Below are 24,755 nucleotides of genomic sequence, written 5' to 3'. Positions count from 1 at the left end.
GCCGCTGATTAAAGCGTGGTGGTCCGCCCCTCGACGACGCCGCGCACCTGCAACCGGGCGCCCGACTCATTCCCGATGGCTTTCGCCTGCACACCGGCGGCGTGCATGAACTCGCGGAACAGCGGGTGGGGGCGGTTGGGCCGCGATCGGAACTCCGGATGGAACTGCGAGCCGACGAAGAAGGGATGGTCGCGGAGCTCGATGATCTCCACCAGCCTGCCGTTCGGGGAGGTGCCGCTAAAGACGACGCCCGCCTCAGCAAGACGCTCGCGATAGTGGTTGTTGAACTCGAAGCGGTGCCGATGGCGCTCGTAGATCAGCGCCTCACCGTAGGCGGTGGCCGCCCTGCTGCCCGCCAGCAGCTTGCATGGGTAGACGCCGAGGCGCATCGTGCCGCCCTTGTTCTCGATGTCGCGCTGCTCGGGGAGGAGGTCGATGACGGGCACTGAGGAGAAGGCGTTGAACTCCGTCGAGTTGGCATCAGGAGCGTCCAGAACCTCACGGCTGATGTCGACCACGGCGCACTGCATACCGAGGCAGAGCCCGAGGTAGGGCACCAGGTGCTGCCGCGCGTACCGCGAGGCGAGGATCTTGCCCTCGATGCCGCGGTGGCCGAAACCGCCGGGAACAACGATGCCGTCGACGCCCACCAGCTCGGCGGCGTCCTCGTCCAGCTGCTCGGAGTTGACCCACTGGATGGTGAGCTCGACCCCGCAGTGGACGGCGGCGTGGCGAAGCGACTCGGTGACGCTGATGTAGGCGTCCGGCATCTCCACGTACTTTCCGACCACGGCGATGCGCACCGCCGGTTTGGTCGCCGAGATCCGCGCCACCATGTCGCGCCAGCCGGTAAGCTCAGGCGGCTCTGACTCGATGCCGAGCATCTCGACGATGTAATCGCCGAGCCCCGTGTCCTCGAGCAGCAGGGGCACTTCGTAGATGGACCGGGCGTCGGGCACGTTGATGACGGCGCGGCGCTCGACGTCACCGAAGAGCGCGATCTTGTCCTTGAGGTTCTCGCCGATGGGCTGCTCGCTGCGCGCCACGATGACGTCGGGCTGGATGCCGATGCTGCGCAGCGTGTTGACGCTGTGCTGGGTCGGCTTGCTCTTGAACTCCTCGCTGGCGCCCACGTAGGGAACCAGGGTGAGGTGCACGTAGCAGACGTTGTTGCGGCCGACGTCGTTCTTGAGTTGGCGGATGGCCTCGAGGAAGGGCAGCGACTCGATGTCACCGACGGTGCCGCCCACCTCGACGATGACCACGTCCGGCTCGGGCAGTTCGTTCTCGGCCACGCGCAGGATGCGTTGCTTGATCTCGTTGGTGATGTGCGGGATCACCTGGACGGTACCGCCGAGGTAGTCGCCGCGGCGCTCCTTGGCGATCACGCTGGAGTAGATCTTGCCGGTGGTGACGTTGCTCGCCTTGCTCAGCGCCACGTCCACGAAGCGCTCGTAGTGGCCGAGGTCGAGATCCGTCTCGGCACCGTCGTCGGTCACGAAGACCTCGCCGTGCTGGTACGGCGACATGGTCCCGGGATCCACGTTGAGGTAGGGATCGAGCTTCTGCATGCCCACGTGCAAGCCGCGAGCTTTGAGGATCGTGCCGATCGATGCGGCGGTGATTCCCTTCCCCAGAGAGGAAACCACTCCCCCGGTGACAAACACGAACTTGGCCATGGGGAGCCTCCCTAGAGGTTTTCGACAGTCTACATGCGAAGGGGGAACTTGCGTTCGATGGCCAAGGGGAACTGCGCTCCCCCTCGGGCGCCCCCCGCTCAGCGGTCCGCAGCTCCGGCGACGTGAAGTTGCCTGCGCTGAGGGTCTACACGCGGGGCTCGAGAATCACCACGCGCGAGTCATCGGAGCCCGTCATTGCGCCGTTGAGGTTGAGCTTGGGTTGTGCCTGGTAGCTGTCCTCGGCGAGGCCCATCTCCTTGGCGAAGGTTTCGACGGGTTCGTAGTCGCCGCTACCCGCCGAGCTCGGTGAGCGATAACGCACCGGCACCACGATTGCCGGCGAGACGGCGTTGACAAGCTTGGCCGCCGCCACCGCGCCGAGAGCGTCGCCGCCTCCGACCGGTGTCACCAGGACGTCGATGTGGCCCAGCGCGTCGATCTCCTCTTCGGTGAGCTGGCGATCGAGGCGGCCCACGCTCAGCACCCGGACGTCATCGATCTCGACCCGCATGACGGTGCGACCGTCGCCGGCGTCGACACCTCGGACCGTCACACCGCGCACCTCGAACTCGCCGGGCCCGGCGATCTCCTGGCTTCCTCCGTCATGCGCGCGCAGCTTGTCTGTATCGGTGCGCCCCTCGGTGCGCACGACCAGGTCGAGGCCCGCCTTGCCCAGCCCGGGGAGCTGACCATCAGGCGGATCGACGATGACCTGGGTGTCGCGACCGCGCAGGCGCACGCAGGACATGCCGAGATAGGTGATCTCCATCTCGCGGCATGGTACGCGAAGGGGTAACTGCGTCCCCGCTCAGCTGGCACTCACGGTGAGGGTGACACTGCGCACGGCGCCGCCCGGGGCGGTGACCTCGAGGATCGCCTTATCGCCGATGGCCAGGCTGAAGTCGCTGGGTTGGAAGGCACCTGCGGTGACGACGCTGCTGCCGTTCGCGGCCGTCACCACGTCGCCGGGCTGCAGCAGGCCCGCGGCCGCGCCGGTGGGGCTGACCGACTGGATCAGCGCACCCTGCGGCACTGCAGTCGCGCCGGCCAGCGCCGGGTCCACCAGCACGCTGGTCACGCCGAAGGAGCCGGTGGCGGTCGTCGAGCCGCGCTGGACACCGCTGACCAGCGCCGCCGCATCCTTTCCCGATGCGGCGACCACGCCGGCAGCGGACGGCACCGTGGTCACCACGCCGATCACCGCACCGGTGCCGTCCACCAGCGGCGCACCGTCCGCCTGCGGGGCTGCGGTGGCGTCCAAGGCGAGCAGGTCCCCGAGGTCGACCACGCCGTCGCTTGCGTTGACGCCAATGGCGGCAACAACCCCGCTGCGGGTGGTGAGCGTGCCCAGCGCCGGTCGGAACACGGCCACAGCGAGGTCGCCGATGCGCGGGTCCTGGCCGGCGAAATGCAAGGGGGTCAGCCCTGACGCGCCGGCGGCGCGCAGCACCACGATGCCGTCGGCGAGGTCGCTCGCCGCCACGGTGGCGTCGTAGCCCTTGCCGTCGGCGGTGGCCACGCGCAGCCGGGTGGCGCCGCGCACGGCGTGCGCGGAGGTGACGACGAGGCCGTCGCTGGTGACCGCGAAGCCCTCGGTGAGACCGGTCGCCGATCCGCTCGCGAGGCTGCCGGCTGTGACGGGCTGGGTGCTGACGGTCACCAGCGACGGCAGCACCGCGGTGGCGATGTCACCCACCGACACCGCCCCACCCCCCGCCTTGGTCTGGGTGATCACCCGTTCGACCGGGCCGAAGCGGCTGTACACGCCCCAGGCGCCGAGCCCGCCCCCGATGACCCCGACGCACGCGCTCAGCACGACGGCCGCGAGCAGCCGGGTTCCCGAGGCGCGAGCGCTGCCTGCATTCACTCCGCGACGGCGGGCTGGCGATTCTTCAGATACCGGACGATGCCCGCGGCGTTGCTGTGCACGCCGTTGAGCACCTCGAACTTCTCGCGCACGTCGGCGGCGAGGTCGGGAGGCGCGCTGGCAAACGCCTCAGCGAGGGCGGCGGCGACGTCGTCGATGCCCGCCTCCTCGCTCTCGCGCATGGTGCGGTCGGCCACCTCCACCCACTGGTGGAGCATCTCCTCCGCCTCGGCGAGCGTTTCCAGCGGCTCGTCGACGGGACCGTAGTGGGTGAGCACGACCCGTTCCGGCCGCAGTTCCGCGAAGCGACGCAGGCTGGTGGTGGCCTGCTCGAGGTCGAACTCCGGCGGCGGCGTCGCCGGCCGAAGCACCCCGAAATCGGGCAGCTTGACGCCCACGGCGTCGCCGACCAGGAGGGTCCCGGTGGCCTCGTCGAGGACGGCGTGGTGGTGCTTGGCGTGCCCGGGGGAATCGACCATGGTGAGGTGGTGGCCGTCGCCGAGGTCGACGCGGTGCCCGTCGGCGGCCGCGATCAGGCGGTCCTGGGCGACCGGCAGCATGCGCCCGTAGAGCCCGTCGAGCAGCGGGCCGTAAACCCGCGCCGCGCTGTCGATCAGCCGGCTGGGGTCGAGGAGGTGGCGGGCGCCGCGTTCGTGGACCACCACGGTGGCGTTGGGGAACGCCGCCGCCATGTCCCCGACACCGCCGGCGTGGTCGAGGTGGATATGAGTGACGATGATCCAGCGCAGGTCGTCGGGACCGAGCCCGGCGTCGGTCAGCGCGTCCCGGACCGCTCCCACGCTGCTCTGCGAGCCGGTCTCGACCAGCGCCGGCTGCGAGCCGTCGAGGAGGAACCCCGCCGTCATGCGATCCATGCCGCCGAGAAGCGTGTCGATCTGGTGAATGCCCGGCGCGATCAACTCCACGCCCTTGAGCCTATACAACCCGCCCGCGGTCCGGGCAGCGCCGCGCGACTTCGCTCAGGGAGTCGCGCTCGGCGTCGGCCGCGGCGACGCCGAGGCTGACGGCGAATTCTTCAGGAGTGCGGTGAGCTGGGCGGTGTCCGATTTGATCGCGTCCTCCTCCTTGCCGAAGGTGGTGAAGTCGCCCTTCTGGAGCGCTGCCTGGGCGTTCTGCTCATGAGTGAGCAGGTCGTTGAGCAGGGCCAGCTGCTGTGCCGTGAAGGTGGTGGTGGACGGCGGCGTGGTCGTGGTGCCCGGCGGCGTCGTCGTCGTCGGCGTGGTTGGAGCGCTCCCTAGACCGGGGATGGCTTGGGTGGTGTTGAAGAGCGCCTGGAGCGCCTGGACGAAGGACGGCCCTTGGGCCACGCTGTTCTGGGTTCCAACGATGACTTCGTGCAGCTGCGGGAACGCCGTCCCGCCCGCGCTCCCCGACGCGAGCACGTACAGCGGCCGCAGGTAGAGGAAGGAGTCGTTGTTGAAAGGCAGCACGATGACGTTGCCGAGGATGACCGACGAGCCGTGCTGGCTGAGCAGGCTGATCTCCGGGCTGATGACCGGGTCGGTGTTGATGTTGTTGTCGAACTGCAGAGGACCGAGCACGTTGGAGGAGTTGTTGAGCGGCACCGCGACCAACTTCGGATGATTGGTCGACGTGTAGTCGGACTGGGCGGCGAGCCAGGCGGTCATGTTGTTGGCGCCTCCCCCGCTCGAGCTGGCCGGTGAGAAGGCCTGGAAGAGCACGAAGCTCGGCTGGTTGTCGTGGGGAAGGGTCATCTCCACGTAGTACGGCTGCGTGTCCTGCTGCTGGCCCGAGATCTGCTGCTGAGCGATGCGGTAGCGGTCACTGCCGTTGAAGAAGACCGATGCGTTGCTGACGTGCACATTGGCGTAGACCTGGGCCTGCGCAGTGAAGAGGTCCTCCGGGTAGCGCAGGTGACTGCGCAGAGAGGCGGACATGCTGTCGAGCGGCTGCAGCAGGCCGGGGTAGATGCCGTTCCAGGCGGCGGTGATGGGCTCGTTGGGATCGACCGCGTACAGCTTGACGGCGCAGGTGCGCGAGTCGACCACCGCCTTTACGGCGTTGCGCATGTACGACACGCTGTTCTGCACGGCGGATTCCGGGAAGCGATCGGTCTGCACGTACGCGTCGGCCACGTAGTCGAGGTGACCGGTGCTGGCGTCGGCAACGACGTAGGGGTCGCCGTCGACGTGCAGGAAGGGCGCGATGCTGGTGATGCGGTCGGTGATCTCACGGTGCACCAGGACACGGCTGGCGTCGGTGAGCGAGTTGTTGAGGAACAGGTCGAGGCTGCCGAACGAATCCACGGAGACAGCCAGCTTGTCGAGCACGTTGCTCACCGGGATGCCCTGCATCTCGGTGCCGGCGTGGAAGGTGGCGTCGCCGCCGCCGGACGGGTAGTCGAACTCGCTCTGCTGCGTTCCGGTGACCACCGGTTGCGTCGTCTTGAGCCCGCAGTAGATGCGCGGATCGCCCGTGGAGCCGTTGAAGGTGAGCCCGGGAGGGGCGTCGGGCGAGACCTGCTTGAGTGGCTGCTGGCCGACCAGCACCTGCGGCTTGCCCTCGGCGGCGACGGCGTTGACCGAAACGGCTGTGATCCCGTATCCGTGGGTGTAGTTCAGTGCGCTGTTGATGAACGACTTGTTGGGGATGTCGGTCTCGGCGATCTCCCGGGGACCGAGCATCACCTCCGTGTCGCCGGTGCCCACGGTGGGTGCCGACGGGTAGCGGTCCACCGTGATGGTCGGGTAGGTCTGGTAGCTGCGGCTGCGATCGATCTGCGCGAACGTGTCGGGCAGCTGGCTTGTGTCCTGGATGCGGACGTTGCGCAAGGTCCCCGGGTCGGCCGCGAGGTCGTTGAGCGTGGGCGCGGCGACAGTCCCGAAAGAGCGCACGTCAACGTTGGACGGTTGGAGCGCCCAGGCGTAGCGGCTGGTGGCCAGGTAGTCGTTGATCGACGGCGTCTGCGCGACCTGCGCGTTGGGGTTCACCGACGCGCTCTGATAGATGAGGCCGGGGACGCCCTGGATGACGCCGGCGAGGATGAGCCAGCCGACCAGCGTGCCCGCAAAGACCGCCCCCGTGGAACCGGTGCCCCGGTTGCGGCGCACCACCACCAGCGCGGCGGTGAGCACGGCGAGCGCCAGCGCCACCCACTGGAGCACGCCGAGCACGGGGCGTGTGACGTTGCGCTGGGTGGCGTCAAGGCCGACGAAGTTGTCGTGTTGCGAGGTGGCCAGGTGGTAGACGCCGAAATGTGCTCCGAGCGCAGCCAGCACGAAGACCCCGGCCAGGCAGATTCCGGCGTGGATGACGGCGACGCGGAAGCCGTCCTCGAAGGTTCGCCCCTCGGGTGGCTTGACGGGCAGGGTCACCTCCGTCGGCGCGTTGGCCACTGAGAACGCGAAGGCGGCCAGCCCGACAGCCCCGAGGAGACCGACCAGGGCGACCGCCCAGAGCAGCGCCTGGATCGCGTCCAGCACCGGCAGCGTGAAGACGAAGAACGAGTAGTCCTCGTGGAAGACCGCGTCCTGGGCCCCGAACGACTGGCCGTGCAGCCACAGCAGGACGTCCTGCCAGTGACTGGCGAGGAAGCCGCCGCCCGCGATCGCGGCGATCACGGCGACGGCGATGCCCGCCCAGAAGGCGATTCGGCCACCGTATCTGTCGAGGTTGCGCGCGGCGCGCACCCAGCCATAGATGCTGAGCCCCACACCACCGCCGGTGATGGCCGCGCCGATCACAAACAGCACGACCTGAGCGAGGAACGGCGTCCAGAAGACGTTGGTGTGGTTCAGGCTCGCGTAGTAGAGGTAGCTGGCGCGCAGACCGAGGAGCCAGCGCCCCAGCGCCACCACCGCGATGATGGCCACGACGAGGATGCCCACGATGCGCCGGCCGCGGCGGCGGGTCGGTGGTCCTCCGCCGGTCCGCACCACGCGTGGACCGCGGCGACGGCGGAGGATCTCCTCGGGATCGAAGCCGAATGCGCTCACGTGGCTGCGGAGTGTAGCCCGAGCCGGCCGCCGGACCGCTGTCCGGCTCCGAACACAGCGCCGCGCGCGTCCCGTTCAGCGACGCTGCAGCAGCAGCCTCACATCGAACGGGTCGCGACGCCGCCGGACGCGGCGGGTGACCTCGGGACGCACCTGGATCATGTACGGCTCCTGCTGGCGGAGCACCTCCTCGATGGCGTCCGCGATCACCATCCCCTCACGAATCGTGGGCACACGCTCGGAGAGCGCCTCGGCCATCCCGGCGGTGACCAGGGTGAGGTCGAGCTCATGTGCCTGCTCGAGGATGGTCAGGCAGTCGTCGAGGCGGCGCAGCCGAACACGCCGCTCCTCTCCACCGTTGTCGAGTTGCACCATTTTGTTGCACGGTACCGCATGGGGCGGCGATGGGGGAACTGAGACGGCGAAGGGGGAACTGCGTTCCCCCCTCGGACACCCCCCAGCCAGCGGTCTCAGCTCCGGCGAAATGAATTCGCCTGCGCTGAGGGGCAAATCGTGCGACTGGAAGTGCGCCCCAGCTAGACGGCTGCTGTTGTTGGTTTGCGCCGCCCTTTGCCCGACGACAGCCCATTGGCGGTGACTGCGCTCACCGCCGGAACCCGCTTGCGTAGCAGCGGGCGCAGGTATTCCCCGGTGGCGCTCGCCGGAGCCACGGCGATCTCCTCCGGTGTGCCGACCGCGATCACCTCGCCTCCCGACTCGCCGCCCGCGGGGCCAAGATCGATCACATGGTCAGCAGTCTTGATGACGTCGAGATTGTGCTCGATGACGATCACCGTGTTGCCGGCGTCCACCAGCCGGTGCAGCACCGTCAACAGCTTCTCGACGTCGGCAAAGTGCAGCCCGGTGGTGGGCTCGTCGAGGATGTACACCGTGCTGCCGGTGCCGCGACGGCTCAGCTCGGTGCTCAGCTTGACCCGCTGCGCCTCGCCGCCGCTGAGCTGCGTGGCCGGCTGCCCGAGCCGGATGTAGCCAAGGCCGACGTCCTGCAGGGTGCGCAGCTTGCGCACGATCCGAGGCTGGTTCTCGAACAGCGTCGCGGCTTCGTCGACGGTCATGGCGAGCACGTCGGCGATGCTCTTCTCGCGGAACAGGACCTGGAGGGCCTCCCGGTTGTACCGCCTCCCCTTGCACACCTCGCAGGGCACGTAGATGTCGGGCAGAAAGTGCATCTCGATCTTGATCATCCCGTCGCCCGCGCACGCCTCACAGCGGCCGCCGACCACGTTGAACGAGAAGCGCCCCGGCTTGTACCCGCGCACACGCGCCTCGGGGAGCTTGGCGAAGAGGTCGCGGATGTCGGTGAACATGCCGACGTACGTCGCCGGGTTGCTGCGCGGGGTCCGGCCGATCGGCGACTGGTCAACGTCGATGACCTTGTCGATCAGTTTCAGCCCCTCGATGCTGTCGTGCCGGCCAGGGCGCTGCTTGGCCCGGTAGAGGAATTGCGCGAGGCGCCGGTAGAGGATGTCGTTGATCAGCGTGCTCTTGCCGCTGCCGCTGACCCCGGTGACGCAGATGAACGTGCCCAGCGGCAGCGCCACGTCGATCCCCTTGAGGTTGTTCTCGGTGGCGTTGCGCACCACCAGCTCCTTGCCGTTGCCCCGCCGGCGGATCAGCGGCACCGGGACCGACCTCTGCCCATTGAGGAACTGCGCGGTGATGCTCTCCGGGGTGGCGAGAACCTCGTCGATGGTGCCGGCCGCAACCACGTAGCCACCGTGCTCACCGGCCCCGGGTCCCACGTCGACGACGTAGTCCGCGGCGCGGATGGTGTCCTCGTCGTGCTCGACGACGATCAGCGTGTTGCCGATGTCGCGCAGACGCTCCAGGGTGCGGATGAGCTTGTGGTTGTCGCGCTGGTGCAGACCGATCGAGGGCTCGTCGAGGATGTAGAGCACCCCCATGAGCCGGCTGCCGATCTGGGTTGCCAGGCGGATGCGCTGCGCCTCGCCCCCGCTGAGCGTGGCCGCGCCGCGATCGAGCGTCAGGTAGTCGAGCCCGACGTCGTGGAGGAAGCCGAGCCGCTCGCGGATCTCCTTGAGCACCTGGCGGGCGATCAGCATCTCGCGCTCGCTCAAGTGCAGGCGCTCGATCCGTCCGAGAGCGGCGACGACGCTGTGGCGGCAGAGATCCATGATGTTCATGCCGTCCACCGTGACCGCGAGGTATTCGGGCTTGAGGCGTCCGCCATGACACGCGGGGCACGGCTTCTGCATCATCAGCCGCTCGATCTCCTGCTTGACCCAGTCCGACTCGGTCTCGCGATAGCGTCGCTCGAGGTTGTTGACGACCCCTTCGAACCCTGCGTCGTAGCTGCGCGAGTAGCCGCTATGGCTGACGTAGCGGATGCGCACCGTCTCGTCCTTGGGCAGCCCGTAGAGGATCAGCCGCTGCTCCTTGGTCGAGAGGTTCTTCCACGGCGTGCTCAGCGAGATCTTGAATTTCCGCGCGACCGTCTCCAGCACGTCCATCAACCACGACATCGATGGCCCGCGCGTCCACCCGGAGAGCGCGCCCTCGTTGATGCTCAGCGAGGGGTCGGGGACGACCGCCTCCGGGTCCACCTCCATGCGCATCCCCAATCCCGTGCACACCGGGCAGGCGCCGTGGGGACTGTTGAATGAGAAGTTGCGCGGCGCCGGCTCCTCCATGGAGATGCCGCAGTACACGCACGCATAGTCCTTCGAGAAGAGCATCTCTCCGACCGGAGCGCCCTCATCGACGGGGATGAGCAGGATCAGGCCGTCGCTCAGCTTGGCGGCTTGCTCGAGCGAGTCGTGCAAACGGCTGCGCAGCTCGGGGTTGACGACGACGCGGTCGACAACGATCTCGATGTCGTGCTTGAACTTCTTGTCCAGCGTGATCGGCTCGCTGAGGTCGCGCGGCTCGCCGTCCACGCGAGCGCGGACGAAGCCGCTGCGCTTGGCCTCGGCGAACACCTCGCGGTGCTCGCCCTTGCGGCCCTGCACCATCGGTGCTGTGACCATGAGGCGGGTGCCCTCGGGCAGTGCCAGCACCTGGTCGGTGATCTGCTCGATGGACTGCTTGCTGATCTCGCGACCGCAGTTGGGGCAGTGGGGATGGCCGATGCGCGCGTACAGGAGGCGGAGATAGTCGTAGATCTCGGTGACCGTGCCCACCGTCGACCTGGGGTTCTTGCTCGTCCCCTTCTGGTCGATCGAGATCGCCGGGCTGAGGCCGTCGATGTGGTCGACGTCCGGTTTCTCCATCTGACCGAGGAACTGGCGTGCGTAAGCGCTCAACGACTCGACGTAGCGGCGCTGCCCCTCTGCGTAGATGGTGTCGAACGCGAGGCTGGACTTGCCGCTGCCGGAGAGCCCGGTGATGACGATGAGCCGGTCTCGGGGAAGGCTCAGGTCGATGCCCTTGAGGTTGTGCTCGCGAGCTCCGCGGATGTCGATGGTGTCGTGGGGCATGGATCGTTAAGCGTACCCGCACATGCGTTCCCTTCGCCCTGGCAGATGGGGCGCCCATCCGGCTACGCGGCGGGGTGTGGAACCTCATTGCGGAGGGCACAATGGTGCCCAGGAGGTCGTCGATGTTCAGCTTTCTCAGCTCTCACAAGACCAAGCCCGTATCGGCAGCCGAGGCGCTGCCGGGACGGAGCGAGCCCACGCCGGTGACCGGGAGGCACCGCGTTAGCGGCCGAGCGATGACGCCCCCCTACCCGGACGGGTTCGAGACCGCCATCTTCGGGATGGGCTGCTTCTGGGGCGCGGAGCGGCTCTTCTGGGAGCTCGAGGGCGTCTGGGTCACCGCGGTGGGCTATGCCGGCGGTTACACCCCGAACCCCACCTATGAGGAGGTGTGCTCGGCGCGGACCGGCCACGCCGAGGTGGTGCTGGTCGTGTACGACCCCGCCACGGTGAGCTACGAGAAGCTGCTCAGCGTCTTCTGGGAGGAGCACGACCCCACCCAGGGCATGCGCCAGGGCAACGACGTGGGGACCCAGTACCGCAGCCTGATCGGCACCTGCGGGCCTGCCCAGGCGGAGGCCGTGCACCGCTCGCGCGCGACGTACCAGGAGCGGCTGCGCGCCGCCCACAAGGGGGAGATCAGCACCGAGGTCGTCGAGTCGCCGACGTTCTACTTCGCCGAGCCCTACCACCAGCAGTACCTCGACGCCAATCCCAACGGCTACTGCGGCCTGCAGGGAACCGGGGTCAGCTGCCCCATCGGGACCGGCGTCAGGACATAGCCACCGTGACCGAGGGGGAGCTTGCTCCCCCTCGCCCTAGCGCTTGGCCGCCCGGGCCAGGCCGAACAGCCGCGCCGCGATGGGACGCACCGTCAGCTCCCACGTGCCGGCGTAGGTCTGGCGGTCCCCGCCGAATCCCTTCTTGAAGTCGGTGATCCCGTTCCAGGGATGATCCGGCGGCGCGTCGGGCGGCGCCGCTCCCCAGAAGTCGAAGAGCCGGCGGCCCTCGCGCCGGGCGTCGACGATCGCCTGCCACACCACCGGCGGGGCGGGCATCAGCTTTCGCGACTCGGTGTCGGTTGCCCCGAACGCGTAATACCGCGTCGGTCCGAAATCGAAGACCAGCGCCGCCGCAGCATCGCGCTTCCCGGCTGTGGCGAAGTACAGCGACGCATCACCACTGACGAGCAACTCGTGTGCGATGGCGTCGAAGTAGGGGTCCTCGTACGAGAAGAAGTCGTTGCGTCGTTCGACCTGGCGGAGCAGGCGGACAAAGTCGGTCATGCGCGCCGGGTCGTTGGAGCGCACCACGTGCAGCCCCCGTTTGTCCGCGGCGTTGATCCGCGACCTGTGCCCGCTGTTCAACCCCTTGCGCAGCGTCTCCTCGTCGGCATCGATGTGCAGCACAAGGGTGTGCTCGTACTGTCGTGACTTCACCCGTCGTGCGCCCGTCGCAGCGACGTCAATGGCATCGACGGTGCCCGGCTCGAAGCGCACCAGCACGCATCCCAGCCGGCGCGCCCGTTCCCGCGCGGAATCAAGCGCGGCGGGAAGCGCGGCCGCGGAGCGCAGCGACGGCCCAAAGGGCAGGTACAGGTAGCGGAACGGACCAGCCTGGCGCACGACGCCGAGCCAGCACCAGTCGCGGCTGGCGCCGACGACCACGCGGTTGCCGAGCCGCTCCTGCACGCGCGCCCACCGGCTGCTCTGCAGGAAGTGTCCGCCCAACGCGATCACACCCTCGTCCCACCCCTCGGGGATCCACGCGGTGGTCAGGCTTTACTCCGCCGGTGGCGTTCCGGCTGCGGCCGCCTCGGCCTTCTCCGGCTTCTCCTTGCGGTCGCGCTTTTCCTTGCTCTTGGGCACGAGGTTCATCTTCACCTCACCCTCAGTGAGGTCGACGATCACCGTGTCACCGGGGCCATGCTTGAGGCGCAGCAGCTCCTCTGACAGTGGGTCCTCGATGACGCGCTGGATGACCCGACGCAGCGGGCGCGCACCGTAGACCTTGTCGAAACCCTCTTCGACGATCTTGTCCTTGGCGGGGTCGGTAACGTTGAAGTTGAGCTCCTGGGCGGCGAGGTGCACCGCCACCTTGGCGAGCATGAGGTCGACGATGTTGCGCATCTGCGCCTGGTCGAGGCGGTGGAAAACCACCACAGCGTCGACGCGGTTGAGGAACTCCGGACGGAACGCCCGCTTCAGCTCCTCCATGATCTGGTCGCGCATCTTGCCATGCTCGGACGACGAGGTCCGCTCGTCGGGTACCGACGGCTGGAAGCCCATCGACATGTTGGCCTTGAGGTTGGAGATGCCGATGTTGCTGGTCATGATCACGATGCAGTTCGAGAAGTTGACCGCCTTGCCCTTGGCATCGGAGAGACGCCCGTCCTCGAGGATCTGCAACAGCATGTTGAAGACCTCGGGATGCGCCTTCTCGATCTCGTCGAACAGAACGACGCTGTAGGGACGGCGGCGCACCGCCTCGGTGAGCTGCCCACCGTCGTCGTAGCCGACGTAGCCGGGAGGCGAACCGACCAGCCGAGCCGTGGAGTGCCGCTCCATGAACTCGCTCATGTCCAGGCGGATGATCGCGTCCTCGTTGTCGAACAGAAATGCCGCGAGTGAACGCGCCAGCTCGGTCTTGCCGACACCGGTGGGGCCGAGGAACATGAAGGAGCCGATCGGTCTCTTGGCGTCCTTGAGGCCCGCGCGCGCGCGCCGCACCGCCTGGGAGATCACCTTGACGGCGTCGTCCTGGCCGATGAGGCGCTTGTGGATCTCCTCCTCCATGCGCAGCAGGCGCGAGGTCTCCTCCTCCACCAGCCGTGACACGGGGACCCCGGTCCAGGAGCTGATGATCTCGGCGATGTGCTCCTCGTTGACCTCGGGCACGGTTGCGCCGAGCTCGTCGCGCCACTGCATCTCGAGCGAGACGTACTTCTCCTTGAGCTTCTTCTCCTTGTCGCGGAAGCTCGCGGCGGTCTCGTAGTCCTGGCCGGCGATCGCCTCCTCCTTCTGCGCCTGGAGCTCGCGAATCTCCTTCTGCATCTCACGGAGGTTGTCGGGGGTGGTGGTCAGCTTCATGCGCACCCGCGCGCTCGCCTCGTCGATGAGGTCGATCGCCTTGTCCGGCAACGACCGATCGGTGACGTAGCGCACGCTCAGCTCCGCGGCGGCCTTGAGCGCCTCGTCGGTGATCTCCACGCGGTGGTGCTTGTCGTACAGAGGGCGGATGCCGTGCAGGATCTCGATGGTCTCCTGCAGGCTCGGCTCGTCGACGAACACCGGCTGGAAGCGTCGCTCGAGGGCGGCGTCCTTCTCGATGTACTTGCGGTACTCGTTGAGGGTGGTGGCGCCGATGCACTGGATCTCGCCGCGCGCGAGTGCCGGCTTGAGGATGTTGGCCGCGTCGATGGCGCCCTCGGCGGCACCCGCACCGACCAGGGTGTGCAGCTCGTCGATGAACAGCACCACCTCGCGCGACTGGCGGATCTCGTCGAGGATCTTCTTGAGCCGCTCCTCGAACTCGCCGCGGTACTTGGTGCCCGCGACCAGCGCGCCCATGTCGAGGGTGAGCACGCGCTTGCCCATCAGCGACTCGGGAATGTTGCCGAGGATGATCGCCTGGGCGAGGCCCTCGGCGATCGCCGTCTTGCCGACGCCGGGCTCACCGATGAGCGCTGGGTTGTTCTTGGTGCGCCGGCTGAGGATCTGCACGACGCGCTCGATCTCCATGGCGCGGCCGATGACCGGGTCGAGCGCGTTCTTCAGGGCCAGCTCGGTGAGGTCACGGCAGAATTGGTCGAGCAGCGGTGTCTTGCTCGGCTTCTTCTGCGCCTCCTTGGCCTCCTCTTCGAGACCGGACTCATGGAGGAGACGGTCGATCTCGCCGCGCACCTTCTCGAGGTTGGCGCCGAGGTCCTCGAGGACGTGGGCGGCGATGCCCTCGCCTTCGATGAGCAGACCGAGCAGCAGGTGCTCGGTGCCGACGTAGTTGTTGCCCATCCGGCGCGCCTCTTCGAACGAGATCTCGATGACCTTCTTGACGCGCGACGTCGGGATGATCTGCTGGATGATGATCCGCTCGTTGCGTCCGAGCACAGACTCGATCGTCGAGCGCACCTTGTTGATCTCGACGCCCAGGTTGTTGAGGACCTTGGCGGCCAGGCCCTCACCTTCGCGCAGCAGCCCGAGCAGAAGATGCTCGGTGCCGATGTACGAGTGATGAGAGCGCTCAGCCTCCTCCTGCGCGAGGGTGAGGACTTTCTTGGCTCTCTCGGTGAACCGCTCGAAGGGGTACAAATCTTGCCGCCTGTTGGCCCGGGCCGGCCCCCCCGATGGTGGCGGGGGTCAGTGACGGGCGACCTGGGAATCCGTCCCCATTATGCCCGGCCCACTCCGAGTTCAAGCGTTCTCGTTCATTGCGGTCACGAGATCGTCCGGCGGGGTTACGCTGAGCTCTTGCGCTCCGACGCTGCCGGATCGACGGTCTCGGGCGCGGCGGGCTCTTCGTCGGCGTCGATCGCCGGCGCGATCCCTGCGCTGTCAACGCCCGCGGGCGCGCCCTCGGTGGCGGCCTCGTCGACCTCCACGTCGGCCGCACCGGTCCCCTCGGGGTCGGTGACGTCGGCCGCGGGCACGTCGATCGCCTCGGTGGCGGTGGCGGCGGCGCCGTCGTCCTCGTCGTCATCCTCGTCGTCGGGGATCCGGTAGGCGGGCGGCTCGTACGTGGCGCCGTTCTCCGCGCCCTCGGTGGGACCGCCACCGTGGAGCTGGCGCAGCGACAGGCTGATGCGGCGCCGGACCTTGTCCGCACTGAGCACCATGACCTCGACCACCTCGCCCACCTTGAGGACGTCCTCGGTGCGCTCGACGTGGTCCCACGAAAGCTCGCTGATGTGGAGCAATCCCTCGACGCCGTCCGCGATCTGCAGGAAGGCGCCGTACTTCTTGGTCTTGGTGACCTCGCCGGTGACTGCCTTGCCGGCGGGGAAGCGGTCCTCGATGGTGTCCCACGGGTCGTCGCTCATCTGCCGGAGCGAGAGGCTGATGCGCGACAGCTCGGGGTCGAGCTTGATCACCTTGACGCGAACCTCGTCGCCGACGTTGAGCATGTCGCTGACGTTGTTGATGCGGTCCCAGGAGAGCTCGCTGATGTGGATGAGCCCGTCCGCACCGCCGAGGTTGACGAACGCCCCGTAGGAGGTGAGCCCGCTGACCTTGCCGGAGACCACGTCGCCGATCTGCAGCTTCTCGAACAGCTCCTCGCGCTGACGGGCGCGATCCTCGTCCTGCGCGGCACGCTGCGACACGATCAGGCGGTTGCGCTTGCGATTGACCTCGAGGATCTTCACCGGGATCTTGGTGCCGACCAGCTCCATGAGGTTGCCGCTGAACTGGCGCGCGACCTGGCTGCTGGGCAGGAACCCCCGCAGGCCCATGATGTTGACGATCAGGCCGCCCTTGTTCTGCTCGCGAACCTCGGCGTCGAGGATCTCCCCCTCCGACTCCTTTTGGGCGACCGCCTGCCAGATGCCCTCGGCGCGCGCCTTGCGCAGCGAGAGGACGACGTTGCCGTCCTCGTTCTCGGGCTGGACGACGTACACCTTGACCTGGTCGCCAGGGTTGAGCACCACGGGCGCCTCACCGCGGGCGCTCAGCTCGCGGTTGGAGATCACCCCCTCGGACTTGGCGCCGATGTCCACCAGCACCTCGTCAGGGTCGACCCGTACCACGGTGCCGTCGACGATGTCGCCGTGCGCGAGCGCGCGGATGACATGCTCCTCCTCGGCGAGGAGCTGCTCCATGGTGATCTCTTCGTCTGGGACCAGGGTCGCGGTCAAACTTCTCCTTTGGTATCTCCCAGCGGCACCGCGGTAGAGACACGACGGCGTCCGACGGGTCGCCGGGTCACCTGCGGTTCAGCCATGCCGGTGGAAACGATGCGGCGGAGCCGCGGAACGATCGCGTTGATGGCTCAGACGGGCAAGCGCCCGTGCCGGGTGCGAACTCGCTAAGTGTAGCGGACGGGCGTGACCGAGATCGAGCAGGGCAGCCGGGGAGAGGATGTCGGCGATTCGTTGCGTGGCGGTATCCGGGTGGCGACGTGCGGGGGCGTGGTCCGTAGCACCCGCGATGCCACCCTGCTGGAGCGATGCGAGTGACCATCACCTGTGAAGACTGCGGCGAACGCCATCGGCTCGAGCGACAGATCTCCGAGCCCGGGCCAATCTGGATCGTGTGCCACGCTTGCGAGCTCCCGCTCCAGGCGGTGCTCGACGGGCCGGTACCCGCGCCGGCCCAGACCCACGCGGTCTGGTCGGACATCCTCGACCTCAGTCCCGGCGTCCGCCCCGCGGCCTAGTCGCCGGGCGGCGCCGACCGATCGCCTGAGCGAGGTCGGCACCGGTGCCGCCGGCGCGGCGCCACTCATCGCATACGTTCGCTAGCATCGAGTCCTCCATGCATGCGACCCGCTCAGGGCTGTCCTGGTGACCAGCCGTCGCGTCGGGCTCGTCGTCGACACCGGGGCAGCGCTCGAGCAGCGCATCGACGGGGGACGCGCCGTCGTCGCGATGCACGTCGACATCGGCGGCGCGAGCATCGACAACAGCGCCGACGGTGAGGTCTACGTGCGCCTGCGCCGCGGGGAGAAGGCCACCACGTCCACCCCGAGCCCGGGCGAATACCTCGCCGCCTTCGAACAGCTCACCGGCGTCGAGGCGATTGTCTGTCTCACCATCCCGGCGCGCTGGAGCGGGACGTTCGCAAGTGCCACTGTCGCGGCCGGCATGTTCCGCGACTGTCGCGACGTCCCCACCGTGGACGTGGTCGAGACGCCCACGGCGGCCGTGGCGTACGGCCTCGTGGCACGGATCGCTGACGCGCTCGGCGCTGCGGGCGCTGACCGTGACGCCGTGCTGGCCCGCGTGCGCAGCGCATGCGACGAGGTGCGCATGTACGGGGCCCTCGAAACGCTGGAGTACGTCGCACGCAGCGGACGCGTGCCGGCGCTGGTGGCCGGGGTCTCCGACGCGCTCCACGTGCGCCCCGTCTTCGAGATGCACGGCGGCGGCACCGGCCGCGTCGCTCTGGCGCGCACCGACGCCGGGGTGCTGCGCGCGCTGGAGCGGGTTGCCCGCGAACGCCTCGAGCCGGGGCGCCCGCATTGGCTGATGCTGTTTCACGCCGACGCCGCCGAGCGCGCCGTCGAGTTGCGCGAACGGTTGCTGGCTGTGTGCGACGTCGCCAGCGATGAGACGGTGGCCCTGGCGCCGGTGATCGGCGTCTACACCGGCCCCGGGGCGGTGGGTTTCGCGGCCCTCCCCGTGCATGCGACGGACCCACCCGCGGTCACGCAATGAGTCACCCGGTCACCGCCGTCGCCATGGTGGTGCTGGTGAGCGCCTACCTGATCGGCTCAGCGCCGGTCGCGTGGCTGCTGGGACGCTGGCGACACCTCGAGCTCCGCGACGTCGGCTCGGGCAACCCCGGGACCAGCAACCTGTTCCGCAATGCCGGCGCAGGCGCGGCTGTGCTGTCGGGGCCGCTGCAGTTCGCCCAGGGCGTCCTCCCGGTGGTGATCGCCCGCGCTGTGGGCGGCGACAACACCTTCATCGAGATCGCGGCGATCTGCGCGGTCGCCGGCAATGGCTGGCCGATCTGGTTCCGCTTCAACGGCCAGCGCTGCATCGCGGTGGCGACTGGGGCGGCAGCCGCGATCAACCCCGTGCTGCTGGTGGTGCTGCTCATCTGTTTCGCGGCCGGCGCGCTCACCCATGCCATCGCGCTGGGGGTGCTAGCCGGCTTCTCCATCTTGCCGGTGGCGGCGGCATGGATCGGGGGCCGCGGCCTGGCGCTGATGTGCGCGGCGCTGCTCCTCATGGTGGTGCTGCGCCGCCTCGAGGGCCTGTCCGCCGACATGCGCCGCGCGTCGTCGGAGCCGGAACGGAGGATCCTGCTGCGCCGGCTCTTCCTCGACGAACGTCCCGGGCAGGTCCTCGTGGGACCCCGAGACGGGCCTGAGCCGGCCGATCACGGTGTCTGACCATCACCCCGTACCAGAACGGGAAGCTCCGGGCTACGCCGATGGAGCGCGTCTACAGCTGACCGACCTCGAGCAAAGCAAGTTCGTCAACTGGAACACGCGGACCGGTGGAGAACTTCTCGAGGTCCGTGCACGCCGGTCCGTTCGAGTCGGCGCTCATGGCCATGCAGGGGACGCCAACTGGCGCCTGGTCTCAGTGCACGACGCCGTCAACGGCTAGGTCCGTCCGCCTCGCCGAGTGCGCTCGCGGGGCTCATACACTTGGACTCGTGGAGCCGCTGCGATGCCGGGCGATCAGGCAATGAGCTCGCGGACGGCGTCTCCGACGCCGCCGGGGTGCGCGCCGCGAACCCGGCGCCAGCGCATCTTCAGCCGGCGGCACATCCCCATGGTGCTGGCGCTCGCGGTCCTGGGCTCGCTGATCGTGGCCAGCAATCCCAGCCAGGTGGGGACCGCCATCGAGCGCTTCCACGTTCGCGACATCCCCATCATCGTGGGACTCTCACTCGGCTACTACGTGCTCCAGGGCGTGCGCTGGTGGACCCTGCTGCGGATCATCACCACCAGGCCTCCATTGGGCGAGACGGTATTGATGACACTGACCGGACAGGCGACCGCGCTGCTGCCGCTCGGCGAGCTGACCCGCGCGATCCTGCTGGCGCGCGTGCGCGACATCGCCGTCGGATCCGCCATCGCCGCGGTGACCGTGCAGGAGCTGCTGTACTCGGCGTTGTTGATCTCCGCTGCGCTCCCCGGGTCGAGCCGGTACTACTTCGCGAGAGCAGGAGTTGCCGCCGCGCTGGGCGGCACGGTGCTGGTGGTGGCGGTGCTGACGGTGCAACCTGTGTTCCGCCTGGTGCGACGGGGCGTCGCGCGGGCTCCGCTGCTGCGCCGGATGATGGTTTCGATCGACCAGCTCCAGGCCGACACCGTGGTCCTCTTCCAGAACTGGCGGACCTACGTGTGGTTGTGGATCAGCGCGGTGCAGGCGGTGATGGCCGTCAGTCTCTTCTACTTCGTGGTCAACGCGATCGCGCCTGGCCGCGTGGACTGGGTGACGGCGGCATTCATCTACTCGATCAGCAATGTCGCCTCGGCGATCACGCTCTCGCCGGGAAGCCTGGGCGCCTTCGAGGCCACGACCGCCGGCCTGCTGGTCGCCGCGGGCGGGCTGCCGTTCGGGGTGGCTACCGCGGCGGCGGTGGTGCACCGGCTTGCCGACAAGGGGTTGAGCGCGATCGTCGGCATGTCGCTCTTCGGCTACGTCCGCGCCCACCATCGGCTGCGCGGAATCTCCCTCTTCGATCTTCGTGACACGCAGACCGTGCAGCGAGTGCCACTCACCGATGACCGCTGAGCAGCGCCCGCTCCGCGTGGCCTTCTTCGGCCACGCAGAAGGGCTGCGCGGCGACGGCCTGTCCACCTACAGCCGTGAGCTGGTCCGTGCCCTGCGTGCCCACGGCGCGGAGGTGCGCTTCTTTGCGCACCATGAGGATGGCGAGGTGGTCCCGGTCGATCGCGGGGACGCGGTGCTGCTCCGCGCCTGGCACTTCAAGACGGTGACCATCCCGCGGCCCGGTGCGATGCGAACCATCACTGCTGCGCTGGAGCAGTTCCACCCCGACGTAGTGCACATCTCCTGGAGCTTCTCGCTCCACGACGGCGCCATCGCTCGCGCGGCACACCGCCTGCGCGCAGCGTGCGTGGCCACGTTCCACCTGCCTCACGGACCCGCGGGGACGTCGCGGGGGCGCGTGCTGTACGGTCTCTACCGATATCACAGGACGCGCATGGGTCATGTCGACCGCTGCATCGCGCTCAGCACCGAGCAGCGTGACCTGCTGGTACGCGCCGGCTACCCGGCCGCGCAGATCGCGGTCATCCCCAACGGCGTCGACACCGCGGCGATCACCCCCGGACCGTCAGAGTTGCACGCCGAGCTCACGGCCGCCGTCGTCGTCCTCTACATCGGTCGGCTCGATCCCGAGAAGCGAGTTCCCGCGCTCGTCGAGAGCTTCCTGTCCCTCGATCTTCCCGCCGACCACGTTCTCTGTATCGCCGGGGACGGCATCCAGCGCGGCCGCCTGCGCACCCTGGCGAGCCGCCACCCCACCGTGCGCCTGGTCGGGCTGGTCTCCAGCGAGCGCGCGCTGACGCTGCTGCGCGGCTGCGATGTCTTCGTGCTCCCCTCCACGGCCGAGGGGCTGTCGCTGTCCCTGCTCGAGGCGATGGCGGCGGGGTGCGCCATCGTGGCCACCGACGCCGGTGAGGACGGTCGTGCGCTGCAGGGCGCGGGCATGGTCATCCCCACCCACCCGCTGCGACCGGCGCTCGATCATGCCTTCCGTCGCCTGATCTCGGACCCGGAGTTGCGCGATCGTCTCGGCCACGCCGCCCGAGAACGAGCGGTCACCTCGTACGCGATGGCGCAGAACGCAGAACGCGTGCTCGGCGCGTACACGGAGGCGCGCCGTTCGGGGCACGCGGCTCCGGGCACGGCGACTCCGGCCGCGCTACGCTAGCAAGGTGACCACGGCCACCCCCGTCCCGGTCGAAGCCCCGGTTCGCGAGGAGAAGACCGTCCGTGAGCCGGGCTGGATCGTGATCGTCTGGAACGACCCGATCACGCTGATGAGTTACGTGGTCCTGGTGCTGCGCAAGCTCTTCGGGTACGACCATGTCACCGCCACCACGCTGATGCTCCAGGTGCACGAGGAGGGCAAGGCGGTGGTCGCCACCCAGCCCCGCGAGCAGGCCGAGGTCTCGGTGGCCCGTCTGCACGCCTTCGGGCTCCAGGCAACGCTCGCGCGGCTCTGAGGGGCCGGCCCAGGTGGCGTCGGTCCTGAAGCGGCGTGGCCGCATCCAGGTGCGGCTCGATGAGCCCGAGCGGACCGCGATCCTCGACATCCTGGAGCGCCTGCGGGCGCACCTGAGCCGCGCGCTGGCGACTACGCCGCGAGCCTACGAGGACGACACCAAGCAGGCGGAGTACGACCGCTGGGTGCGCCCCGAGATCGAGCGCGGCTATGAAGCCGACCTCGACGTCATCCGGGATGCGCTGCGCTCAGGTGACGAGCTGCTCGTCCTCACCGAGGTGCAGGTGTTTGCCTGGCTGCGCGCCTTCAACCAGCTGCGCCTGGCAGCCGGCTCGCTGCTGGGGATCACCGAGGACGGCTGGGAGACGGCGGCGACCGACGAGCTGCGGGCTCAACCGGAGTTCGGCATGCTCATGGCGCTCGGCTGGCTCCAGGAGGAGCTGGTGGCCGCGTTGGAGAGCTGACCCCGGTCGTCTAGTAGCGCGTCACCTTCATTGAGAAGTCGAGCGCGGTGGCGCTGTGGGTCAGCGCCCCGACCGAGATGTAGTCAGCGCCGGCGAGCGCATACGCACGAGCATTGCTCACCTGCACCCCGCCGCTGATCTCGACCTCGGCGCGTCGGCGGATGATCTGCATTGCCTCGCGCACCTGGCCGGGCGCGAAGTTGTCGAGCAGGATGCGCGGAGCCTTGTCGGCCAGCGCCTGCTCGAGCTCCTGGATGTTGCTGACCTCGACGTTGATGTCGGTGTCCGAGTACGCCTTGCGCACGGCCCGCAACGCGGGGGTGATCCCACCGACGAGGGCGAGGTGCGTGTCCTTGATGAGCACCGCGTCGTACAGGCCCATGCGGTGGTTGACCGCGCCGCCGATGCGGGTGGCGTACTTCTCGAGCCCGCGCAGGCCCGGCGTGGTCTTGCGAGTGTCGAGGATCTTGGTCCGGGTGCCGTCGACCGCCTTGACGTAGCGCGCGGTCATCGTGGCCACGCCGCTGAGGTGCTGTAGGAAGTTCAGCGCCACCCGCTCGGCCTTGAGCATCCCGCGGGCCGGTCCGGAGATGCGCGCCACGATCTGGTCCTCCTGGACCTTCTCACCATCCCTGGTCTTGGGGTCGAACCTGATGCGGTCGTCGATCAGGGCGAAGACGCGTGCGGCAACGCTCAACCCGGCGATGACGCCATCCTCCTTGCAGACGATCTTGCCGCGGCAGGTCATGTCGGCGGGAATGACTGCATCGGTGGTGACGTCGCCGGCCCCGATGTCCTCGGCTAGCGCCGACTGGATGAGCCCGTCGAGGGTGTCGGGTGCCAGCGCGTCGGTGATGGGATCAAGCGTTGCGGTCAAAGTGGTGCCCTCTCTCTTTCTGCATGACCAGAACGCCATGCCAGCTGTCACGGGTGGATGGAAAGTCAGCGCGGAAATGGGCACCACGGCTCTCCTCGCGAAGGAGTGCCGACCTGCAGACCAGGCGAGCCGTGGTGGCGGACTGACGCAGCCCGATGTCATCGATGGAGTCGCTCACCGGCGTGGTCGCCAGGATCTCGTCGGCGGCGTCGAGCGCACGACCCAGTCCAGCGGCGTCGCGGACCACCCCGCATCCCTCCCACATCGCGTCGCGCAGCCGCGCCCGCGCCGACGGGTCCTCGGTCGGCGCACGATGGTCAGTGGCAGGGCGGCTGCGGCCGAGCGGCGGCGACGCCGGGCGCTCGGCGATGTTGTGCAGCGCGGCCAGCGCTGCACGCCGGCCGAACACCGCGCCCTCGAGCAGGCTGTTGCTGGCCAAGCGGTTGGCCCCGTGCACGCCGCTGCCGGCCACCTCGCCACATGCGAACAGACCGGCGACATCGGTGGCGCCGTCGATGTTCGTGCGCACCCCACCGATCATGTAGTGCGCAGCGGGTGCTATCGGGATCGGCTCGGTTGCGATGTCGATGCCGTGCTCACGACAGGTTGCGGTGATGGTCGGGAAGCGATCGCGCACTCGCCCACCGAGAGGCCGACAGTCGAGCAGGACGTGGTCGGTTCCGTCCTGCAGCAGATGCTCCCAGATGGCTCGTGCCACCACGTCGCGACCGGCCAGCTCTCCGCGCGGGTCGGCGTCGAACAGGAATCGTCGCCCGCCTGCATCGACGACGTGGGCGCCCTCACCGCGAACCGCCTCGCTGATCAGGAAGCGCGGGGCTGTGGGCAGCGCCAGGGCGGTGGGATGGAACTGCATGAACTCCATGCTCACCACCTCGGCGCCGATCTCCCACGCCAGCGCCACGCCGTCGCCGGACGCGGCCGGTGGGTTGGTGGTACAGCGCCACAGCTGGCCGGCGCCGCCGGTCGCCAGGATCACGGCCCCGGCGCCGAGGACGCGCGAAGCCCCGGCTCGGTCGGCATCGCGAACCTCGACGCCGGCACAGCGTCCATCGCTGTCGTGCAGCAGGGCCACCACCCGGGCGTTCTCCACAACTGTGGCGCCACTGTGGCGCAGGCGTCGCAGCAGGGCCGTTTCGAGCTCGCGTCCGGTGGCGTCGCCACCGGCGTGCACGACGCGGTTGCGGCTGTGCGCCGCTTCGCGGCCGACCATGAGGTCGCCGTCGCTGCTGTCGAAGCTCGCGCCCCAGTCGGCCAGCTCGCGGATCCGCGGCGCACCGTCGTCGACAAGAACGCGCACCGCACGCTCGTCACACAGTCCGCGGCCCGCAGCCACCGTGTCATCGAAATGCAGGTCGACGGTATCGTCGCCTCCGACCGCCGCGGCGATGCCACCCTGCGCCCAGCGGGTGGCGCCGTCGTCCAGCGCGCCCTTGCTGAGCACGGCGACGCGGGCGCGCGGTGACGCGGTGAGCGCTGCGGTCAGACCGGCGATCCCGCTACCGACGACGATGACGTCGTAGGTCTCCCCCACTGTGGCAAGCGCG

General features: G+C 68.7%; 20 protein-coding genes. 8 read left to right on the top strand and 12 right to left on the bottom strand.

Annotation, left to right across the window (positions count from 1 at the left end):
- Positions 1 to 8: 8 nt before the first annotated feature.
- From pyrG to uvrA, 7 genes are all read right to left on the bottom strand, one after another.
- The gene (gene pyrG, locus JF886_RS14855; protein ID WP_337313812.1) at positions 9 to 1,679 is read right to left on the bottom strand and encodes a CTP synthase; all 1,671 of its coding nucleotides are present in this window, start codon (positions 1,677 to 1,679) and stop codon (positions 9 to 11) included.
- A 145-nt stretch (positions 1,680 to 1,824) separates the two neighbouring features.
- Positions 1,825 to 2,448, bottom strand: coding sequence for an MBL fold metallo-hydrolase (locus JF886_RS14850; RefSeq protein ID WP_337313810.1), 624 nt, complete (start codon positions 2,446 to 2,448; stop codon positions 1,825 to 1,827).
- A 39-nt stretch (positions 2,449 to 2,487) separates the two neighbouring features.
- The gene (locus JF886_RS14845; RefSeq protein ID WP_337313808.1) at positions 2,488 to 3,546 is read right to left on the bottom strand and encodes a S1C family serine protease; all 1,059 of its coding nucleotides are present in this window, start codon (positions 3,544 to 3,546) and stop codon (positions 2,488 to 2,490) included.
- Positions 3,543 to 4,472: an MBL fold metallo-hydrolase gene (locus JF886_RS14840; protein WP_337313806.1), complete on the bottom strand. Its 930-nt coding sequence runs from the start codon at positions 4,470 to 4,472 to the stop codon at positions 3,543 to 3,545. The genes JF886_RS14845 and JF886_RS14840 overlap by 4 nt, the downstream gene beginning before the upstream one ends.
- A 54-nt stretch (positions 4,473 to 4,526) precedes the next feature.
- Complete coding sequence (locus JF886_RS14835; RefSeq protein ID WP_337313804.1) at positions 4,527 to 7,523, bottom strand: UPF0182 family protein; 2,997 nt, start codon at positions 7,521 to 7,523, stop codon at positions 4,527 to 4,529.
- Positions 7,524 to 7,598: 75 nt separating this feature from the next.
- Complete coding sequence (locus JF886_RS14830; RefSeq protein ID WP_337313802.1) at positions 7,599 to 7,898, bottom strand: hypothetical protein; 300 nt, start codon at positions 7,896 to 7,898, stop codon at positions 7,599 to 7,601.
- Between the two features lie 161 nt (positions 7,899 to 8,059).
- A complete protein-coding gene (gene uvrA, locus JF886_RS14825) occupies positions 8,060 to 10,981 on the bottom strand; it encodes an excinuclease ABC subunit UvrA (protein ID WP_337313800.1) in 2,922 nt (973 codons plus the stop codon).
- A gap of 122 nt (positions 10,982 to 11,103) precedes the next feature.
- Here uvrA and msrA point away from each other — a divergent pair, with 122 nt between their 5' ends.
- Positions 11,104 to 11,763, top strand: a complete 660-nt coding sequence (gene msrA, locus JF886_RS14820; protein ID WP_337313798.1) for a peptide-methionine (S)-S-oxide reductase MsrA — start codon at positions 11,104 to 11,106, stop codon at positions 11,761 to 11,763.
- 36 nt (positions 11,764 to 11,799) lie between these two features.
- Here msrA and JF886_RS14815 read toward each other — a convergent pair whose 3' ends face one another.
- The 3 genes from JF886_RS14815 to rpsA all read right to left on the bottom strand — a co-directional run bounded on the left by JF886_RS14815 (position 11,800) and on the right by rpsA (position 16,829).
- On the bottom strand, positions 11,800 to 12,720 hold the full coding sequence (locus JF886_RS14815; RefSeq protein WP_337313796.1) for a lipid II:glycine glycyltransferase FemX: 921 nt from the start codon (positions 12,718 to 12,720) through the stop codon (positions 11,800 to 11,802).
- A gap of 42 nt (positions 12,721 to 12,762) precedes the next feature.
- A complete protein-coding gene (locus JF886_RS14810) occupies positions 12,763 to 15,288 on the bottom strand; it encodes an ATP-dependent Clp protease ATP-binding subunit (protein ID WP_337313794.1) in 2,526 nt (841 codons plus the stop codon).
- A 146-nt stretch (positions 15,289 to 15,434) separates the two neighbouring features.
- Positions 15,435 to 16,829, bottom strand: a complete 1,395-nt coding sequence (gene rpsA / locus JF886_RS14805; protein ID WP_337313792.1) for a 30S ribosomal protein S1 — start codon at positions 16,827 to 16,829, stop codon at positions 15,435 to 15,437.
- Between the two features lie 317 nt (positions 16,830 to 17,146).
- Here rpsA and JF886_RS14800 point away from each other — a divergent pair, with 317 nt between their 5' ends.
- The 7 genes from JF886_RS14800 (at position 17,147) to JF886_RS14770 (ending at position 22,313) form a co-directional block, all read left to right on the top strand.
- Positions 17,147 to 17,350 carry a hypothetical protein gene (locus JF886_RS14800; protein ID WP_337313791.1) on the top strand — a complete coding sequence of 68 codons (204 nt, stop codon included), beginning with the start codon at positions 17,147 to 17,149 and terminating at the stop codon, positions 17,348 to 17,350.
- 127 nt (positions 17,351 to 17,477) lie between these two features.
- Complete coding sequence (locus tag JF886_RS14795) at positions 17,478 to 18,350, top strand: DegV family protein (protein ID WP_337313788.1); 873 nt, start codon at positions 17,478 to 17,480, stop codon at positions 18,348 to 18,350.
- A complete protein-coding gene (locus JF886_RS14790) occupies positions 18,347 to 19,033 on the top strand; it encodes a glycerol-3-phosphate acyltransferase (protein WP_337313787.1) in 687 nt (228 codons plus the stop codon). The genes JF886_RS14795 and JF886_RS14790 overlap by 4 nt, the downstream gene beginning before the upstream one ends.
- A 301-nt stretch (positions 19,034 to 19,334) precedes the next feature.
- The gene (locus JF886_RS14785; RefSeq protein WP_337313785.1) at positions 19,335 to 20,390 is read left to right on the top strand and encodes a lysylphosphatidylglycerol synthase transmembrane domain-containing protein; all 1,056 of its coding nucleotides are present in this window, start codon (positions 19,335 to 19,337) and stop codon (positions 20,388 to 20,390) included.
- Positions 20,380 to 21,555: a glycosyltransferase family 4 protein gene (locus JF886_RS14780; RefSeq protein ID WP_337313783.1), complete on the top strand. Its 1,176-nt coding sequence runs from the start codon at positions 20,380 to 20,382 to the stop codon at positions 21,553 to 21,555. Before JF886_RS14785 ends, JF886_RS14780 begins: the two co-directional genes overlap by 11 nt.
- A 4-nt stretch (positions 21,556 to 21,559) precedes the next feature.
- Entirely contained in the window at positions 21,560 to 21,850 is a 291-nt protein-coding gene (clpS, locus tag JF886_RS14775; protein WP_337313781.1) for an ATP-dependent Clp protease adapter ClpS, read from the top strand.
- Positions 21,851 to 21,863: 13 nt separating this feature from the next.
- Positions 21,864 to 22,313 carry a DUF2017 family protein gene (locus JF886_RS14770; protein WP_337313779.1) on the top strand — a complete coding sequence of 150 codons (450 nt, stop codon included), beginning with the start codon at positions 21,864 to 21,866 and terminating at the stop codon, positions 22,311 to 22,313.
- Positions 22,314 to 22,323: 10 nt separating this feature from the next.
- On the opposite strand, the gene nadC is transcribed toward JF886_RS14770, so the two are convergent.
- Together nadC and nadB are read right to left on the bottom strand one after the other, a co-directional pair.
- The gene (nadC, locus tag JF886_RS14765) at positions 22,324 to 23,190 is read right to left on the bottom strand and encodes a carboxylating nicotinate-nucleotide diphosphorylase (RefSeq protein WP_337313776.1); all 867 of its coding nucleotides are present in this window, start codon (positions 23,188 to 23,190) and stop codon (positions 22,324 to 22,326) included.
- Positions 23,174 to 24,742 (bottom strand): L-aspartate oxidase, encoded by a 1,569-nt coding sequence (gene nadB, locus JF886_RS14760; RefSeq protein ID WP_337313774.1) that lies wholly within the window; start codon positions 24,740 to 24,742, stop codon positions 23,174 to 23,176. Before nadB ends, nadC begins: the two co-directional genes overlap by 17 nt.
- Between the last annotated feature and the right edge of the window lie 13 nt (positions 24,743 to 24,755).

Origin of the sequence: Candidatus Aeolococcus gillhamiae (assembly GCF_016464765.1) — a bacterium.
GTDB lineage: Bacteria > Chloroflexota > Dormibacteria > Aeolococcales > Aeolococcaceae > Aeolococcus > Aeolococcus gillhamiae.
Note: the sequence above shows the minus strand (reverse complement) of the source record. Positions and strands in the feature narration are given on the sequence as shown.